This window comes from Cronobacter universalis NCTC 9529, from assembly GCF_001277175.1.
Lineage (GTDB): Bacteria > Pseudomonadota > Gammaproteobacteria > Enterobacterales > Enterobacteriaceae > Cronobacter > Cronobacter universalis.
The window spans coordinates 3,750,716-3,766,822 of the sequence record NZ_CP012257.1 but is presented as its reverse complement, the minus strand read 5'-3'; the positions used below and the strand labels follow the sequence as shown (position 1 = coordinate 3,766,822).

The following is a 16,107-nucleotide window of genomic DNA, read 5'->3' as shown; positions in this document are numbered from 1 at the left end:
TATTTTCATCGACTTATTTTTGCATTTTCGCGTAGGGCAGCCGTGGCGAGGCAGCGGCGGCTGGCGTCATCTTTATAAGAATGGAGACTGGTCTGGTGGCGACTTATCCCGCTATTGAAGTAACTGGTGCTACTATCTCTCTTGTGGAATAATGATTCAATAGAAATGAAACGCTGTTTTGGTTATCTTGATCACATTATTGATTCACACGTTTGATAGCATCAAAAACAGCGAAAATTTATGTAAATCCACTGTTATTGAGTTGGGTTTTTTACGTTTACCTGATAGTGGGGGCGCCGTTCCCCGCAACGTCACGAGGAGTCAGAATGGACGTTCGTCAAAGCATTCATAGCGATCACGCGAAAACACTGGATACCGCCGGGCTTCGCAACGAATTTTTAATCGAGAAGATTTTTGTGGCTGACGAGTACACCATGACGTACAGCCATATCGACCGCATCATCGTGGGCGGCGTCATGCCGGTGAACCGCACGGTAAGCGTGGGCAGCGAAGTGGGTAAACAACTGGGCGTGAGCTATTTTCTGGAGCGTCGCGAGCTGGGGGTGATCAATATCGGCGGGCCGGGGCTTATCACCGTGGACGGCACGCGCTATGAAATGAACAGCCGCGACGGGTTGTATGTCGGCAAGGGCGCGAAAGAAGTGGTGTTTGAGAGCGTGGAGGCGGGGAACCCGGCGCGTTTTTACTATAACTGCGCGCCGGCGCACACGACATTCCCAACCAAACGCGTGACGCCCGCGGATGTCTCGCCGGTGCATCTCGGCGAGGATGTAACCAGCAACCGCCGCACCATCAATAAATACTTTATTCCTGACGTGCTGGAGACCTGCCAGCTCAGCATGGGCCTGACGGAACTGGCGCCGGGCAATCTGTGGAATACGATGCCGTGCCACACGCACGAGCGGCGCATGGAGGTTTACTTCTATTTTGGTCTGGAAGAGAACAGCTGCGTCTTTCACATGATGGGCCAGCCGCAGGAGACGCGGCACATTGTGGTGCAAAACGAGCAGGCGGTCATTTCGCCGAGCTGGTCGATTCACTCAGGCGTCGGGACGCGCGCGTATACGTTTATCTGGGGGATGGTGGGCGAAAACCAGGTGTTCGACGATATGGATCACGTCGCGGTGAAGGATCTGCGCTAACGGTCACGCGCATAAAAAAAGCCTCGTCAGTGACGAGGCTTTTTTGTGGCTTACGCGCCGCGTTTGTCTTCGGTACGCAACTCGAAATCGGAGGCGTCGTGACGCTCGTGAAGCTGCTCGTTGAGCGGGCCCCAGGTGCGGTTAACGATGCTCCCGCGCTGGACGGCCGGACGCTGCGCGACCTCTTCGGCCCAGCGCTTCACATTTTTATATTCATCAACCTGCAGGAATTTACTCGCCTCATACAGCCCGCCGATAACCAGGTTGCCGTACCACGGCCAGATGGCGATATCGGCAATCGAATAGGACTCGCCCGCGATAAAGCGATGCTGCGCGAGCTGTCTGTCCAGCACATCGAGCTGGCGTTTCGCTTCCATGGTGAAGCGGTTAATCGCGTACTCGATTTTCTGCGGCGCGTAGTGGTAGAAGTGGCCGAAACCGCCGCCGAGATAGGGCGCTGACCCCTGCAGCCAGAACAGCCAGTTCAGCGCTTCGGCGCGTCCGGCGTAATCTTCCGGCAGGAATTGACCAAATTTATCGGCGAGATAGAGCAGGATCGCGCCGGATTCAAACACGCGCACCGCGGGCGTGACCGAGCGGTCCAGCAGCGCCGGGATCTTGGAATTAGGGTTCACCTCAACGAAGCCGCTGGAGAACTGATCGCCTTCGTTAATGCGGATCAGGTGCGCGTCATATTCCGCGCCGCTGATGCCAAGCGCCAGCAGCTCTTCCAGAAGAATAGTGACTTTCTGGCCGTTCGGCGTGCCGAGCGAATAGAGCTGTAACGGGTGTTTGCCGACCGGCAGGGTTTTTTCATGCGTCGGCCCCGCGATGGGACGGTTAATGTTTGCAAAGGCGCCGCCAGCTTGCGGTTCCCAGGTCCAGACTTCAGGTGGCTGATATTCGTTTTGAGACATAATGTTATCCCGCGCGATGAGTAAGGAAGTAAACCGGCCGTCCGGTTCGCGTTTTCGAGTGTAGCAGGCGAGGGCGTACTCGCCTGTTATCCGGTTGTGGCATTACCCCACTCAACAGCCTGCGGCGATGTAGTCGCCGTTCGGGCTGACAGGAATAACGGTGAGGAAGAGAACGGCGGCGAACAGCAGCAGCGCCAGCCCGCCTGCGATACGCAGCAGCGCGGCGATCCGCTGCGCCTGCGCTGCCGTGGTTTGCGCGCCGAAGAGCCGTGTGGTGACGTGGCGGGCATACTGTACGCCGAGCGACAGCGCCATAATCGAGAGCGCCGTACCGAGCGCCATCGACATCACCGCCGCCATTCCCCAGCTCGCCATGCCCAGCGCGTTGGCGAACAGCATAATCATTATCGCGCCGCTACAGGGCCGCGCGCCGATAGCGGCGATAACGCCAAGCCGGGCGCGCCAGTCGCCCTCATGGTTTTCCCTGCCGACGCCGTGATGGCCGCAGCCGCAGTGTTCCGGGCGCGATTGCGCGGGCGTCAGCGAAGGGATTTTCAGGCGCGGCGCGCGCAGGCTTTTTGCGGCGCGCAGAATAAGAAACAGCCCAAACGCGCCGATAAGCAGCGCGCTCACCTTTTCGAGATACCAGCGACTCTGGCTCAGATCGCCTGAGGCCAGGTTAAAGCCCACCGCCAGGATAAAGACAAACGCAATGGCGCTGACGCCCTGCATCAGGCTGCCCGCGAGCGGCACCAGCCTTGCCGCGAAGAGGTTTTCGCGATGGGTGGCGAGATACGCGCTGACGATAAATTTGCCGTGCCCCGGCCCGATGGCGTGCAGCACGCCGTAAATAAACGCGCCGCTGATAAGCCAGACGCCGCCGGTGTACTGATGGTTATTGAGCTGTAATAGATACAGCACCAGATAACGGTGCAGCGAGATTTGCAGGCTGAACGCCCACTGTAAAAACGCGCCCCAGTGGCTGTAGAAAAAAAACGCCACGCCCAGCGCGCAGAGCGTTAACAGCAGCGCGCCAGGGCGTTGCCAGCGGCGGTTCAGGATGGCAGTCGACATGCAGTTATCCCGTGAATGAGCATCCGGCAAGTATAACGATGAAAGTGGTTGAGAGCAGCGGGAAAGGGAAGGGGGCGGCCAGGGGTACGAATCACCGAACGTTTTTCGATGGAGAGTCCGGCTCGCCAAAAGCAAAAACCCGCCTTGTGGGCGGGTTCTTTAAATAAGTGGTGCCCGGGCCGGACAAAACGCCGGGAGCGTTTTTGCACAGCGCATCGCGCTGCCCGCAGGGCGAGTCGCAGGGATGCGACGAGTGAATCGAACGCCGTTCGATGGAGAGTCCGGCTCGCCAAAAGCAAAAACCCGCCTTGTGGGCGGGTTCTCTAAATAAGTGGTGCCCGGACCGGACAAAAACGCCTGGAGCGTTTTTGCACAGCGCACCGCGCTGCCCGCAGGGCGAGTCGCAGGGATGCGACGAGTGAATCGAACGCAGTTCGATGGAGAGTCCGGCTCTCCAAAAGCAAAAAACCAGCCCGTAGGCTGGTTTCTTTAAATAAGTGGTGCCCGGACTCGGAATCGAACCAAGGACACGGGGATTTTCAATCCCCTGCTCTACCGACTGAGCTATCCGGGCAACGGGGCGCATTAAACCGTAAAGGCCCGAAGGCGTCAACGGCTTTGTCATAAAAAATCAGTCAATCTGTGCTGACTGGCTGATTTTCAGTCAAAAATGCGCCCGTTAGTGGCGTATCAGGTCAGCGCGCCGCCCTGGCGACACTGGGCGAAACGCAGGATATCTTCGGCGAGACGACGCGCGGTATCCACGTCCGCCTGGCTGCGTTTTACCAGCAGCCGGCTCAGGCAGCCTTCCAGCACCAGCTCCATCTGCTCGGCGACCATCGCCGGATCGTCCACTTCGAGTTGCGTCAACAGCTCATGCGTATAGTGGTAGGCCGCGCGTTTTTGCTGATCCGCTAACTGATGAATCGGGTGCGACGCCTCCGGATAAAACGTGCAGGCGGCGATAAACAGACAGCCGGGGTAACGATCCTGGCGGACGCAATCCGTCAGCGCCTGATAGCGCGCCATCAGTTTTTGTTCCGCGCTTAGCTCTTCGTTGTAAATCAGCTGGCGCCGCCAGGCGTCCACACGCTGGCTTAAATAGCGCAGCGCGTCATACAGCAGCGCGTCGCGATCTGGCCAGTAACGCTGGATCTCTTCCGTCGGACACTGGACTGCGGCAGCCACCATTTCCGGCGTGGTATTTGCAATCCCTTCCCGTTCAAGGACATGCAGGGCCTGCTCAAGCACTTCTTCACGTTGCACGGTCTACTCCTCTCCGTTTAGCCCAACGGTTTCTCCCACCCAAGTGTTGTTTACCGCAGGCGATTGTGCAAATGCGTTGCGAATGCGGGGGCGTCCATAAAACCGGTGACGCGGCCGCTCGGGATCTCGTTGCCCTGCGCATCGAAGAAAACAATCGTGGGCAGCCCGAGCACGTTAAGCCGCTTCAGCAATGTCACATCGGCGGCGCTGTTGGCGGTGACGTCGGCCTGCAACAGCACCGCGCCATCAAGCGCGCGCTGCACGTCTGGCGCGCTGAACGTGTATTTCTCGAACTCTTTACAGGCGACGCACCAGTCGGCGTAGAGATCGAGCATCACCGGCTTGCCTTTGGCCCGCGCCAGCGCGCGATCGAGATCGTCCACCGTGGCGATACGGGTGAAGGCCAGATGCGCCTGCGATTCTGCGACAGGCGCGCCGAAAGCCCAGTCCTGCAACGGGCGGGCGCAAATGAATGCGGCCCCTAACAGCACAATTTGCACCGCGCGCATCCAGGAGCGGGTGGCGTTAAGGCTCGTGACAAACGCCCAGCCGAAAAACGCGACGCCAAGCGCGCTCCAGAGCCGCACTCCCCACGGCTCGCCCAGCACGCGCTCCAGCAGAAATACCGGCAACGCCAGGATCACAAAGCCGAACGCGGTTTTGACCTGCTCCATCCACGGGCCGCTTTTCGGCAGCAGCCGGTTGCCGAAAACGGTAACCAGAATCAAGGGCAGGCCCATGCCCAGCGCGTAGAGATACAGCGTGCCGCCGCCGAGCCACAGATTCCCGCTCTGGGCGATGTACAGCAAAATGGCGCTGAGCGGCGCGGTGGTGCAGGGCGAGCAGATAAGCCCCGCAATCGCGCCCATCGCAAACACGCCGCCCGGCGAGCCGCCGCGCTGGCGGTTGCTCATCAGCGTGAGGCGCGTTTGCAGCGACGCGGGCAGTTGTAGCGTAAAGAGCCCGAACATCGAGAGCGCCAGCAGAACAAAGACCATGGAGAGCGTCACCAGCACCCACGGGCTTTGCAGCGCCGCCTGGAATTGCAGGCCCGCGGCGGCGACCACCAGCCCCAGCGCGGTGTATGTGAGCGCCATCCCCTGTACGTAGATAAACGCCAGCAACAGCGCGCGCCGGGTGGAAAGGCGTTTTTCGCCGCCCAGCACGATGCCGGAGATAAGCGGGTACATGGGGAGCACGCAGGGTGTGAAAGCGACGCCGATGCCGATAAGTAACGCCCAGAGCGCGGAGAACGGCAGCGTGGCGGAAGGCGCATCGCTGTTAACGCGGGTTTGCTCGCCAGTGGCGGCCGAAGGCGTAGCGGCGTCGGCTTTAACACTCTCTGTCGGTTCGACGGCGCTCAGCGGCACCGTGCGGGTTTCCGGCGGATAACAGAAACCGGCGGCGGCGCAGCCCTGATACGTCACCGTTAACGTCGCGCCGGGCGACGCCTGCTCCACTGTGACCGGTACGCTGAGCGCGTCGCGGTAGATTTCGCTTTTGCCGAAGAACTCATCTTCATGCGGCTCGCCGGCGGGAAGCGCAGGGGGCGACACGCTCGCGTTGGCGGGCGTGACGTGAATTTGCTGGCGGTAAAGATAGTAGCCGGGCTTAATCTGCCAGTTCAGCGTCAGCTGATGTTGCTGCTGCTGAAAATCAAAGGCGAAAGCCTGGTCTGCCGGCACGAACGACGAGGCGTTCTGCTGGCCGAACAGTGAGGCCGTGGCCTGCGCGCTGAAAAACAGCAGGATCAGCGTAAGGATGCGTTGAGCCATGAGAGGTAGTCTTTATCTCCATGAATGACAGGGATCACAAGCAGTTCGGGCGTCTGATAAGGGTGATGCGTTTTAAGACACGTCAGCAGCGCCTGCTGGCGCGCGGTATCGCTTTTTAGCACCATCTGCACTTCGTACTCTTGCTCCAGTTTCCCTTCCCAGTAGTAGAGCGACGTGGCGCCAGGCAGCAGCGTCACGCAGGCGGCGAGATTTTCCGCCAGCGCTTTGGCCGCCAGATCCTGCGCGGTGGCTTCGTCCGGTGCGGTACAGAGCACAACGACCGCGTCTGGCGCGGCGTGAGTAACGGTGTTGTCATCCAGCATAAAGCCCTCCTGTCTGAAAAGTGAGAACGACTACTATACAACGGCAGAGGAGCGCGCGTTAGCGATGCAGGGCAGGTGCGGGATCGGCGGAGTAAAAAAGGGCGCCGTAGCGCCCCGGAAGGATCAGAGCATCACGCTGCCCAGCAGGAAACCAAAAAAGACGGAGAGCACGACGCCGAGTGTGCCTGGAATAAAGAATGGGTGATTAAAGACGAAGCGGCCAATGCGCGTGGTGCCGGTATCGTCCATCTGCACGGCGGCGACCAGCGTCGGGTAGGTCGGCAGAATAAACAGGCCGGAAACGGCGGCAAAAGAGGCGACCGCCGTCAGCGGAGAGACGTTCAGCGCCAGCGCCATCGGCATCAGCGCTTTGGCGGTCGCCGCCTGGGAGTAAAGCAGCGCGGAGGCGATAAAGAAAATCAGCGCCAGCAGCCACGGATGGCCCTGAATCACGCTGCCCGCCGTCGCTTTGATCCAGTCGATATTGGCGGAAACGAAGGTATCGCCAAGCCACGCCACGCCGAGGATACAGATACAAGCGCTCATTCCGGCTTTAAAGGTGCTGGAGTTCAGAATGGTGTCGGTTTCCACGCGGCAGATAAGCGTAATCAGCGTCGCGACGCTCAGCATAATGATAAGGATCGCGCTGGTGGTGTTCATCAGCGGTTTCGCGACCAGACCGAGACTCGGGCTGTTGATAATCGCGTAGGCCACAACGCAGATAACGCCCAGCAGGAACAGCCACACGGAGGTTTTGGCGCGCGGTTTGATGTCGATTTGCTTATCGCCGCGCAATTCGATTAACCCTTCCTCCAGACGTTTGAGATAAACCGGATCGTCGGAAAGCTTCGAGTTAAACAGCACGGAGACCAGAAACGACATGACCAGCACCGCTGCGAGCGTGGATGGCATCACTACCATCAACAGATGAATGTAGCTGACGCCGTGGCCTTCCATCACGGAGGACATATACACCACGGCGGCGGAGATAGGCGATGCGGTAATGGCTATCTGTGCGGCGACCACCGCGGTGGAGAGCGGACGGCAGGGCTTCACGCCCTGTTCCTTGGCCACTTCGGCGATAACCGGCAGCGTGGCGAGCGAGATATTCCCGGTACCGGCGAAAATCGTCAGAAAGTAGGTGACGATCGGCGCCAGTATCGTGATGTATTTCGGATTTTTGCGCAGCAGCTTTTCCGTCTGATTGACCAGGAAATCGAGCCCGCCTGCGACCTGCATGGCGGAGATGGCGGCGATCACCGCCATGATGATGGAGATAACGTCGAAAGGGATATTACCGGGTTTCACCCCGATGGCGGCGAGGACCAGCACTCCCAGCCCGCCTGCGTACCCGATGCCGATTCCCCCAAGCCTGGCGCCAAGAAAAATCGCCAGTAAAACGATGATAAGCTCGACAACTATCATGATGGCTTCCTTGATGGTTAATTATTGGATAATTAAAAGTTATAATTTGGTATCCATTAAACGAAAAAGGCACGTCCGAAGACGTGCCTTTTTAGTGTACCGCGAAAGGGGATTACTGTTCGCTTTCATCGGTATAGCGTTTTGCTTTGTAAGCCGGATGCATCAGGTTCTGGACGGAGAAGATATCGTCTAGCTCCGCTTCGGTCAGCAGACCGCGCTCCAGGACGACTTCACGCACGCTCTTGCCGGTTTCGGCGCAAATCTTCCCGACGATATCGCCATTGTGGTGGCCGATAAACGGGTTGAGATAGGTGACGATACCGATAGAGTTGTAGACGTAGCCTTCGCACACTTCTTTATTCGCCGTAATGCCGTTGACGCATTTTTCCAGCAGGTTGTAGCAGGCGTTGGTCAGGATATGAATCGACTCAAACATCGCCTGGCCGATGACCGGCTCCATCACGTTCAGCTGCAGCTGGCCGGCTTCGGACGCCATGGTCACGGTGGTGTCGTTGCCGATGACTTTAAAGCAGACCTGGTTAACGACTTCCGGCACTACCGGGTTCACTTTGGCTGGCATGATAGACGAACCCGCCTGCAGCTCCGGCAGGTTGATTTCGTTTAAGCCCGCGCGCGGACCGGAGGAGAGCAGACGCAGGTCGTTACAGATCTTGGAGAGTTTCACCGCCAGGCGTTTAAGCGAGCTGTGCACCATAACGTAAGCGCCGCAGTCAGAGGTCGCTTCGATCAGGTCTTCCGCCGGAACGACCGGCAGGTTGCTCACTTCCGCGAGTTTCTGCACCGCCAGCTGTTGGTAGCCGTCAGGCGTGTTAAGACGGGTGCCGATAGCGGTCGCGCCGAGGTTCACTTCCAGCAGCAGCTCCGCGGTACGCAGCAGGTTTTTGGTCTCTTCGTTCAGCAATACGTTGAACGCGTGGAACTCCTGGCCGAGGGTCATCGGTACGGCGTCCTGAAGCTGGGTGCGGCCCATTTTCAGGATGTTTTCAAATTCCACGGCTTTACGCTGGAAGCCTTCGCCCAGCTCTTTGATAGCGTCGATCAGTTTCACGATAGAGGCGTAAACCGCGATGCGGAAACCGGTCGGGTAGGCGTCGTTCGTGGACTGGCACTTGTTCACATGATCGTTGGGGTTGAGGAACTGGTATTCCCCTTTCTGGTGGCCCATCAGCTCAAGGCCGATGTTCGCCAGCACTTCGTTGGTGTTCATGTTAACGGAAGTGCCCGCGCCGCCCTGGTAGACATCTACCGGGAACTGATCCATGCATTTTCCGTTATTCAGCACTTCATCGCAGGCGGCGATAATCGTGTCGGCGACTTTGCGCGGAATGGTCTGCAACTCTTTGTTGGTCAGCGCCGCCGCCTTTTTCACCATCACCATGCCGCGAACAAATTCAGGGATATCGCTGATTTTGCTGTTGCTGATATAAAAGTTTTCAATCGCTCGCAGAGTATGAACACCGTAGTAGGCATCCGCTGGAACTTCCCTGGTACCCAACAAATCTTCTTCGATACGAATGTTGTTTAACATGTGAACCTTCTTACTTAAGCTGACTAAGATTGCACCAAACGCACAGGATATATGTGGTTATGGAGGTAAAATGACCGACATTTATGTCCTTAATCGGTCTGGTGCCCACGATCATATGCTGATGATAGCGAAAAGCAGTAACCTGGATCACTTATTCCCGGCCGCGTCTGATGACAATTATTAAACTGTGAAATGGGTCACCGCTTAAAAATTTCCAGAAAAAATGTCCGTGCAAAGTGATTGAACTTTGACTAAGGCGCCTCCATCTCAGTGTATATGCGTTCGCACATCTATTTCTAAGGCGCCAGAAGGCGCCTGCTTTTTACAGGAGAACCCGGTGCGCTGGATACCCTTTATCGCCTTCTTTCTTTACATCTACATTGAAATTTCCATTTTTATTCAGGTGGCGCATGTTTTTGGCGTTTTTCTGACCTTAGTGCTGGTGATTTTCACCTCGGTCATCGGGATGTCGCTGGTGCGCAACCAGGGCTTTAAAAACCTGATGCTGATGCAGCAGAAAATGGAAGCGGGCGAGAGCCCGGCTTCGGAAATGCTGAAGAGCGTGTCGCTGATCATTGCCGGTCTGTTGCTGCTGCTGCCGGGCTTCTTTACCGATTTCCTGGGCCTGCTGCTGTTACTGCCGCCGGTACAAAAACTCATTACCCTGCGCCTGATGCCGCACTTGCGCTTTGGCCGGATGCCGGGCGGCGGTTTTGGCGCCTCTTCGCAGGGCGGAAACACTTTCGACGGCGAGTACCAGCGTAAAGACGACGGCCCCAAACGCCTCGAAGACCAGGATCGCGATTCGCGATAAAAAATCCAAAAATTTTTTCTTTTCCCCCCTTGAAGGGGGAAAACCCCAACCCCATCTCTCTGGGCACCAGTCGGAAACCTACATGGGCCGGCTCAATCCCTAACTGATACGGACTTTCTCAAAGGAGAGCTATCAATGAATATTCGTCCATTGCATGATCGCGTGATCGTCAAGCGTAAAGAAATTGAATCTAAATCTGCTGGCGGCATCGTTCTGACCGGCTCCGCTGCGGGTAAATCCACGCGTGGCGAAGTGCTGGCTGTTGGCAATGGCCGCATCCTTGAAAATGGCGAAGTGAAGCCGCTGGATGTGAAAGTAGGCGACATCGTCATTTTTAACGATGGCTATGGTGTGAAAACCGAGAAGCTGGACGATCAGGAAGTGCTGATCATGTCTGAGAGCGACATTCTGGCAATTGTTGAAGCGTAATCTCACGCGCGAACAAAACTGAACGTACGAATTCAAGGGAAATAACGAAATGGCAGCTAAAGACGTAAAATTCGGTAACGACGCTCGTGTGAAAATGCTCCGCGGCGTAAACGTACTGGCAGACGCAGTGAAAGTCACCCTGGGCCCGAAAGGCCGCAACGTGGTGCTGGATAAATCTTTCGGTGCGCCGACCATCACCAAAGACGGCGTGTCCGTAGCGCGTGAAATCGAACTGGAAGACAAGTTCGAAAACATGGGCGCGCAGATGGTGAAAGAAGTGGCCTCCAAAGCGAACGACGCGGCAGGCGACGGCACCACCACCGCAACCGTACTGGCGCAGGCTATCATCACCGAAGGCCTGAAAGCCGTTGCGGCAGGCATGAACCCGATGGACCTGAAACGCGGTATCGATAAAGCGGTTATCGCCGCTGTTGAAGAGCTGAAAGCGCTCTCCGTACCGTGCTCTGACTCTAAAGCTATCGCTCAGGTCGGCACCATTTCCGCTAACTCCGACGAAACCGTGGGCAAACTGATTGCCGAAGCGATGGAGAAAGTGGGTAAAGAAGGCGTTATCACCGTTGAAGAAGGCACCGGTCTGCAGGACGAGCTGGATGTGGTTGAAGGTATGCAGTTCGACCGCGGTTACCTCTCTCCGTACTTCATCAACAAGCCGGAAACTGGCGCTGTTGAACTGGAAAGCCCGTTCATCCTGCTGGCTGACAAAAAAATCTCCAACATCCGCGAAATGCTGCCGGTTCTCGAAGCCGTTGCAAAAGCAGGCAAACCGCTGCTGATCATCGCTGAAGATGTTGAAGGCGAAGCGCTGGCGACCCTGGTCGTCAACACCATGCGCGGCATCGTGAAAGTGGCTGCGGTGAAAGCGCCGGGCTTCGGCGACCGTCGTAAAGCCATGCTGCAGGATATCGCGATCCTGACCGGCGGTACCGTTATCTCTGAAGAGATCGGTATGGAGCTGGAAAAAGCGACCCTGGAAGATCTGGGTCAGGCCAAACGCGTTGTTATCAACAAAGACGCCACCACCATCATCGATGGCGTGGGCGAAGAGTCCGCTATTCAGGGCCGCGTTGGTCAGATCCGTCAGCAGATCGAAGAAGCGACCTCTGACTACGACCGCGAAAAACTGCAGGAGCGCGTAGCTAAACTGGCTGGCGGCGTTGCGGTTATCAAGGTTGGCGCAGCCACCGAAGTGGAAATGAAAGAGAAGAAAGCGCGCGTTGAAGACGCCCTGCACGCGACCCGTGCTGCGGTGGAAGAAGGCGTGGTTGCTGGCGGCGGCGTAGCGCTGATTCGCGCAGCAAGCAAACTGAGCGATCTGCGTGGCGCGAACGAAGATCAGAACGTCGGTATCAAAGTTGCACTGCGTGCAATGGAAGCGCCGCTGCGTCAGATCGTGCTGAACTGCGGTGAAGAGCCGTCAGTAGTGGCGAACACCGTTAAATCGGGCGACGGTAACTACGGTTACAACGCGGCGACCGAAGAATACGGCAACATGATCGACATGGGTATCCTGGATCCGACCAAAGTAACCCGTTCTGCGCTGCAGTACGCGTCTTCTGTGGCTGGCCTGATGATCACCACCGAGTGTATGGTTACCGATCTGCCGAAAGAAGATAAAGCCGACTTAGGCGCTGCAGGTATGGGCGGCATGGGCGGTATGGGCGGTATGATGTAATTTAATCTTCATACTTCAGGCCGCAGGGGCATTGGCCGCATTCATTCATCCCAGTCACTTGCTGAGGTAAGCTCCTGGGATCCATGAACTTGCCGCCTGCCTGCAACCTGAATTATTCGATTAAAAACAGAAAACCCCGGTCAGAAATGGCCGGGGTTTTTCTTTTAGTCATCTTTTTAGTATAAGGTCTTACCGGGCTTACGCAGCCCAGGCTATCACCAGCTATTCATAATGGGGAACAACATGCGCTTGAAAGTCACTACAGGAATGGTTGTCGCAGCGCTGCTGCTGGCGGGATGCAGCAACGGTAACTCACTCTCGACCGCAGGTCAGAGCGTGCGTTTTGTTGAGGAGCAGCCAGGTAAAGAGTGCCGCTTACTGGGCACCGCGACCGGCGAGCAGAGCAACTGGCTTTCTGGTCAGCACGGCGAAGAGGGCGGCTCTATGCGCGGCGCGGCGAACGATCTGCGTAACCAGGCCGCAGCCATGGGCGGCAACGTGCTTTATGGCGTAAGCAGCCCGACCCAGAACCTGCTTTCAAGCTTTGTTCCGACATCCAGCAAAATGGTCGGCCAGGTGTATAAGTGCCCGAACTAAAAGTGATATCGACGCGTTAATCGTTTTTAAAGATAAAAAAGGCGGGTGCGCTTCGCTTACCCGCCCTGGGGATTTTATCGCTGCCGCTTTTACTGCGTAGGGCGGGTAAGCGAAGCGCACCCGCCGTCTCGTCATTCCCGATAAAATTAATTCTGCCGCAGCTGCAAATCCAGCGGCGTTTTGCTCGGCTCGCCGCCAATTTCACGCGCCAGCTTTGGCACCAGATAACCCGATACCTGCGACAGCAGCTCGCGCATAATCGCCCGCGCCTCGTCGTCGCTCACCATAAAATGCGCCGCGCCCTGCACCTTATCCAGCACATGCAGGTAATAGGGCATCACGCCTGCGTCAAACAGCGCATTACTGAGCGCCGCCAGCGTCGCGGCATTATCATTCACGCCTTTCAGCAGTACGCTCTGGTTGAGCAGCGTAACGCCCGCCGCGCGCAGCTTCGCCATTCCCGCGCGAAACGCGTCGTCAATTTCCTGCGCATGGTTGATATGGTTCACCAGAAGCACCTGCAAACGCGTCTCGCCGAGCAGCCGCACCAGCGCATCGGTAATACGCGCCGGGATCACGATCGGCAGACGGCTATGGATACGCAGGCGCTTAATGTGAGGGATCGCCTCAATATTCGCTACCAGCCATTCCAGCTCATGATCTTTCGCCATCAGCGGATCGCCGCCGGAGAAAATAATTTCATCCAGCTCCGGGTGCGCGGCGATGTAATCCAGCGCGGCCTGCCAGTTACGCTTATTGCCCTGGTTATCCGCATAGGGGAAATGACGGCGGAAGCAGTAGCGGCAGTTCACCGCGCAGCCGCCTTTGACCAGTAGCAGCGCGCGGTTGTGGTATTTATGCAAAAGGCCTGGCACCACACTGTTTTGCTCTTCCAGCGGATCGGTGGTAAAACCGGGCGCCGCGACAAACTCCTCACGCGCGGTCAATACCTGGCGCAGCAGCGGATCCTGCGGGTTGCCTTTCTCCATCCGTGCGGCAAAGGCCCGCGGTACGCGCAGCGCAAATAACCGGCGCGCGTCGCGGCCCGCCAGCAATTCTTCACTGGCGTCTATATTGAGAAGGTGCAGGAGCTCATCGGGATCGGTGATAACATCGGCAAGTTGCGATAACCAATCTTCTCGGGATGGGGTATTTAGGGTTACAATATGCGCCATTTTGTGGCTTAGCTACCAGTTAACAATTTTCAGAGGGCCTTATGGCGACTTATTCTAGCAACGATTTTCGTGCCGGTCTTAAAATCATGATGGACGGCGAACCGTACGCCGTTGAATCCAGCGAATTCGTTAAACCGGGTAAAGGTCAGGCGTTCGCGCGCGTTAAGCTGCGCCGTCTGCTGACCGGTTCTCGCGTTGAGAAAACCTTTAAATCCACCGACTCAGCCGAAGGCGCAGACGTTGTGGATATGAACCTGACTTACCTCTACAACGACGGTGAGTTCTGGCATTTCATGAACAACGAAACCTTCGAACAGCTGGCTGCGGACGCGAAAGCGGTGGGCGACAATGCCAAATGGCTGCTGGACCAGGCTGAGTGCATCGTGACCCTGTGGAACGGTCAGCCGATCTCCGTGACCCCGCCGAACTTCGTAGAGCTGGAAATCGTGGACACCGATCCGGGCCTGAAAGGCGATACCGCGGGCACTGGCGGCAAACCGGCGACCCTGTCTACCGGCGCTGTGGTAAAAGTACCGCTGTTCGTACAGATCGGCGAAGTCATCAAAGTGGATACCCGCTCTGGTGAATACGTTTCCCGCGTAAAATAATTTCGACTGTTATCTGCGGCGTGGTGTCGCCACGCCGCATATTTGCAGAGACCGCTCCATGAAAACCCCGCTGTTACGTCCCCTTTTGATTCTCCTGCTCTGTTCGCTTGTCAGCGCCTGTAATACGGCACGCGGCTTTGGCGAAGATATTCAGCATCTCGGCGGCGCGATTGAGCGCGCGGCAAAATAGTTCTTCTGTTCCTAAAAATCGTTTCCTTCCGCCAGCTTGTCAGTTTTTGTCTATGCTTAAAAAGCTATACACAAATAACTTAGGCTATAAAAGGAAGAGATTATGGTTAAGAAAACAATTGCGGCGCTCTTTTCAGCACTGGTCCTTTCTTCACTGTTGACGGCCTGTAACACCACTCGTGGCGTGGGCGAAGACATTCAGGACGGCGGCAACGCGATTTCTGGCGCGGCGACTCGCGCTTCGCAGTAATCTTTAAGACGACGGTACGGCGCCAACTGGTGTCGTACCGTTATCTCGCGCACATCTCCGGCAGCGGCACGAACAGCGAAAAGCGGTTATCGGCGCCGAGCTTCATGCGAATATTGCGTTTATAGGTGTAAACCGTTTTTACGGCGATCCCCATTTTGCGCGCAATCTCCTCATTACTCATCCCCGCACTCCACCACTCCAGGATACGCTCTTCACGTAGGGTCAGTAGCGGCGTGATGGTTTTAGGCTCGCCGAAGGGCGGACGAGACATCAGCGCTTTGCCAATCATCTGGCCCAGCTCGCGCAGCGGAATGTTTTTATTCACAATGCGCCAGGTAATTTGCTGCGAGCAATAGTCGTCCAGCGCCTCTGAGGCGCCGCTTTGTAACAGAATAAGACGCGTCGTATTGCCGCAGGCGGCAAAAATCGAGGAGAACTGATTTACGTGGTGAACATCTCCCATAAATCCGTGAAGATCGGCAATCACCATATTGGGTTGCCATTGAATAAGAAGCTCACGCGCGCGCAGCAAGTGATCGGTTGCCGTCACATGGAACGGCGCAGCGAAATCTTCAGCGTGATTGAGCCAGCTTTCGAGCCCGGTACGGCTGAAATGACAGCGGTCAACCAGTAAAATTTTATACATGCTCGGATTCATTATGGAGAGAAAGACGCACCTGCTGAAGCCAGCAGGAAAGTGTCTCATCATAGGAAGATTTATCGCTAATTGAACCCATGATGTACGCGCACAATCGCGGCTATTTCCTGGCTTAACCCGCGAGAATCCGTTGGTTTAGCCAAAACGCGGTTGCAAAACGCGCATTGAGAAGGGATGATTGTCCTGTTTAATCACCTGGCCT

17 protein-coding genes and 1 tRNA gene are annotated in these 16,107 nt (G+C 56.7%); 8 read left to right on the top strand and 10 right to left on the bottom strand.

The features are described 5' to 3' along the window. Positions 1-326: 326 nt before the first annotated feature. Positions 327-1,163, top strand: a complete 837-nt coding sequence (gene kduI / locus AFK65_RS17360) for a 5-dehydro-4-deoxy-D-glucuronate isomerase (RefSeq protein ID WP_007702210.1) — start codon at positions 327-329, stop codon at positions 1,161-1,163. Positions 1,164-1,213: 50 nt separating this feature from the next. On the opposite strand, the gene yghU is transcribed toward kduI, so the two are convergent. The 8 genes from yghU to aspA all read right to left on the bottom strand — a co-directional run bounded on the left by yghU (position 1,214) and on the right by aspA (position 9,492). Further along, positions 1,214-2,080 (bottom strand): glutathione-dependent disulfide-bond oxidoreductase, encoded by an 867-nt coding sequence (gene yghU / locus AFK65_RS17355; protein WP_007701757.1) that lies wholly within the window; start codon positions 2,078-2,080, stop codon positions 1,214-1,216. Positions 2,081-2,191: 111 nt separating this feature from the next. Further along, a complete protein-coding gene (locus AFK65_RS17350; RefSeq protein WP_038856184.1) occupies positions 2,192-3,154 on the bottom strand; it encodes a nickel/cobalt transporter in 963 nt (320 codons plus the stop codon). A 498-nt stretch (positions 3,155-3,652) separates the two neighbouring features. Beyond that, positions 3,653-3,728: transfer RNA gene (locus tag AFK65_RS17345), tRNA-Phe, on the bottom strand. A gap of 116 nt (positions 3,729-3,844) precedes the next feature. Then, complete coding sequence (locus AFK65_RS17340) at positions 3,845-4,420, bottom strand: transcriptional regulator (protein WP_007702207.1); 576 nt, start codon at positions 4,418-4,420, stop codon at positions 3,845-3,847. A gap of 50 nt (positions 4,421-4,470) precedes the next feature. Then, positions 4,471-6,195 (bottom strand): protein-disulfide reductase DsbD, encoded by a 1,725-nt coding sequence (locus tag AFK65_RS17335; protein ID WP_038856185.1) that lies wholly within the window; start codon positions 6,193-6,195, stop codon positions 4,471-4,473. Further along, entirely contained in the window at positions 6,171-6,518 is a 348-nt protein-coding gene (cutA, locus tag AFK65_RS17330) for a divalent cation tolerance protein CutA (protein WP_007702196.1), read from the bottom strand. Before cutA ends, AFK65_RS17335 begins: the two co-directional genes overlap by 25 nt. A 123-nt stretch (positions 6,519-6,641) precedes the next feature. Beyond that, on the bottom strand, positions 6,642-7,943 hold the full coding sequence (locus AFK65_RS17325) for an anaerobic C4-dicarboxylate transporter (RefSeq protein ID WP_038856187.1): 1,302 nt from the start codon (positions 7,941-7,943) through the stop codon (positions 6,642-6,644). 112 nt (positions 7,944-8,055) lie between these two features. Next, positions 8,056-9,492, bottom strand: coding sequence for an aspartate ammonia-lyase (aspA, locus tag AFK65_RS17320; protein WP_038856188.1), 1,437 nt, complete (start codon positions 9,490-9,492; stop codon positions 8,056-8,058). Between the two features lie 337 nt (positions 9,493-9,829). Here aspA and AFK65_RS17315 point away from each other — a divergent pair, with 337 nt between their 5' ends. The 4 genes from AFK65_RS17315 (at position 9,830) to AFK65_RS17300 (ending at position 13,025) form a co-directional block, all read left to right on the top strand. Further along, the gene (locus AFK65_RS17315) at positions 9,830-10,306 is read left to right on the top strand and encodes an FxsA family protein (RefSeq protein WP_038856189.1); all 477 of its coding nucleotides are present in this window, start codon (positions 9,830-9,832) and stop codon (positions 10,304-10,306) included. A gap of 135 nt (positions 10,307-10,441) precedes the next feature. Continuing rightward, entirely contained in the window at positions 10,442-10,735 is a 294-nt protein-coding gene (locus AFK65_RS17310) for a co-chaperone GroES (RefSeq protein ID WP_004387018.1), read from the top strand. A gap of 49 nt (positions 10,736-10,784) precedes the next feature. Beyond that, positions 10,785-12,428 carry a chaperonin GroEL gene (groL, locus tag AFK65_RS17305; protein ID WP_007764515.1) on the top strand — a complete coding sequence of 548 codons (1,644 nt, stop codon included), beginning with the start codon at positions 10,785-10,787 and terminating at the stop codon, positions 12,426-12,428. A 243-nt stretch (positions 12,429-12,671) separates the two neighbouring features. Continuing rightward, entirely contained in the window at positions 12,672-13,025 is a 354-nt protein-coding gene (locus tag AFK65_RS17300; RefSeq protein WP_007702174.1) for a DUF4156 domain-containing protein, read from the top strand. 146 nt (positions 13,026-13,171) lie between these two features. On the opposite strand, the gene epmB is transcribed toward AFK65_RS17300, so the two are convergent. Continuing rightward, positions 13,172-14,200 (bottom strand): EF-P beta-lysylation protein EpmB, encoded by a 1,029-nt coding sequence (gene epmB, locus AFK65_RS17295; protein WP_032804964.1) that lies wholly within the window; start codon positions 14,198-14,200, stop codon positions 13,172-13,174. A gap of 41 nt (positions 14,201-14,241) precedes the next feature. Between epmB and efp the strand changes: the two genes are divergently transcribed. From efp to ecnB, 3 genes are all read left to right on the top strand, one after another. After that, the gene (efp, locus tag AFK65_RS17290) at positions 14,242-14,808 is read left to right on the top strand and encodes an elongation factor P (protein ID WP_004386068.1); all 567 of its coding nucleotides are present in this window, start codon (positions 14,242-14,244) and stop codon (positions 14,806-14,808) included. A gap of 58 nt (positions 14,809-14,866) precedes the next feature. Then, on the top strand, positions 14,867-14,998 hold the full coding sequence (locus tag AFK65_RS21345) for an entericidin A/B family lipoprotein (protein WP_007702168.1): 132 nt from the start codon (positions 14,867-14,869) through the stop codon (positions 14,996-14,998). Between the two features lie 102 nt (positions 14,999-15,100). Beyond that, entirely contained in the window at positions 15,101-15,247 is a 147-nt protein-coding gene (gene ecnB / locus AFK65_RS17285) for a lipoprotein toxin entericidin B (RefSeq protein WP_007678873.1), read from the top strand. 40 nt (positions 15,248-15,287) lie between these two features. Here ecnB and AFK65_RS17280 read toward each other — a convergent pair whose 3' ends face one another. After that, positions 15,288-15,893 carry a response regulator transcription factor gene (locus AFK65_RS17280; protein WP_007702166.1) on the bottom strand — a complete coding sequence of 202 codons (606 nt, stop codon included), beginning with the start codon at positions 15,891-15,893 and terminating at the stop codon, positions 15,288-15,290. Positions 15,894-16,107 lie beyond the last annotated feature (214 nt).

What these genes read in the sequence shown, in the direction of transcription:
- kduI (WP_007702210.1), top strand. Translation starts at nt 327, where the DNA reads ATGGACGTTCGTCAAAGCATTCATAGCGATCACGCGAAAACACTGGAT.
- yghU (WP_007701757.1), bottom strand. Translation starts at nt 2,080, where the DNA reads ATGTCTCAAAACGAATATCAGCCACCTGAAGTCTGGACCTGGGAACCG.
- AFK65_RS17350 (WP_038856184.1), bottom strand. Translation starts at nt 3,154, where the DNA reads ATGTCGACTGCCATCCTGAACCGCCGCTGGCAACGCCCTGGCGCGCTG.
- AFK65_RS17335 (WP_038856185.1), bottom strand. Translation starts at nt 6,195, where the DNA reads ATGGCTCAACGCATCCTTACGCTGATCCTGCTGTTTTTCAGCGCGCAG.
- cutA (WP_007702196.1), bottom strand. Translation starts at nt 6,518, where the DNA reads ATGCTGGATGACAACACCGTTACTCACGCCGCGCCAGACGCGGTCGTT.
- AFK65_RS17325 (WP_038856187.1), bottom strand. Translation starts at nt 7,943, where the DNA reads ATGATAGTTGTCGAGCTTATCATCGTTTTACTGGCGATTTTTCTTGGC.
- aspA (WP_038856188.1), bottom strand. Translation starts at nt 9,492, where the DNA reads ATGTTAAACAACATTCGTATCGAAGAAGATTTGTTGGGTACCAGGGAA.
- AFK65_RS17310 (WP_004387018.1), top strand. Translation starts at nt 10,442, where the DNA reads ATGAATATTCGTCCATTGCATGATCGCGTGATCGTCAAGCGTAAAGAA.
- groL (WP_007764515.1), top strand. Translation starts at nt 10,785, where the DNA reads ATGGCAGCTAAAGACGTAAAATTCGGTAACGACGCTCGTGTGAAAATG.
- AFK65_RS17300 (WP_007702174.1), top strand. Translation starts at nt 12,672, where the DNA reads ATGCGCTTGAAAGTCACTACAGGAATGGTTGTCGCAGCGCTGCTGCTG.
- epmB (WP_032804964.1), bottom strand. Translation starts at nt 14,200, where the DNA reads ATGGCGCATATTGTAACCCTAAATACCCCATCCCGAGAAGATTGGTTA.
- efp (WP_004386068.1), top strand. Translation starts at nt 14,242, where the DNA reads ATGGCGACTTATTCTAGCAACGATTTTCGTGCCGGTCTTAAAATCATG.
- AFK65_RS21345 (WP_007702168.1), top strand. Translation starts at nt 14,867, where the DNA reads ATGAAAACCCCGCTGTTACGTCCCCTTTTGATTCTCCTGCTCTGTTCG.
- ecnB (WP_007678873.1), top strand. Translation starts at nt 15,101, where the DNA reads ATGGTTAAGAAAACAATTGCGGCGCTCTTTTCAGCACTGGTCCTTTCT.
- AFK65_RS17280 (WP_007702166.1), bottom strand. Translation starts at nt 15,893, where the DNA reads ATGTATAAAATTTTACTGGTTGACCGCTGTCATTTCAGCCGTACCGGG.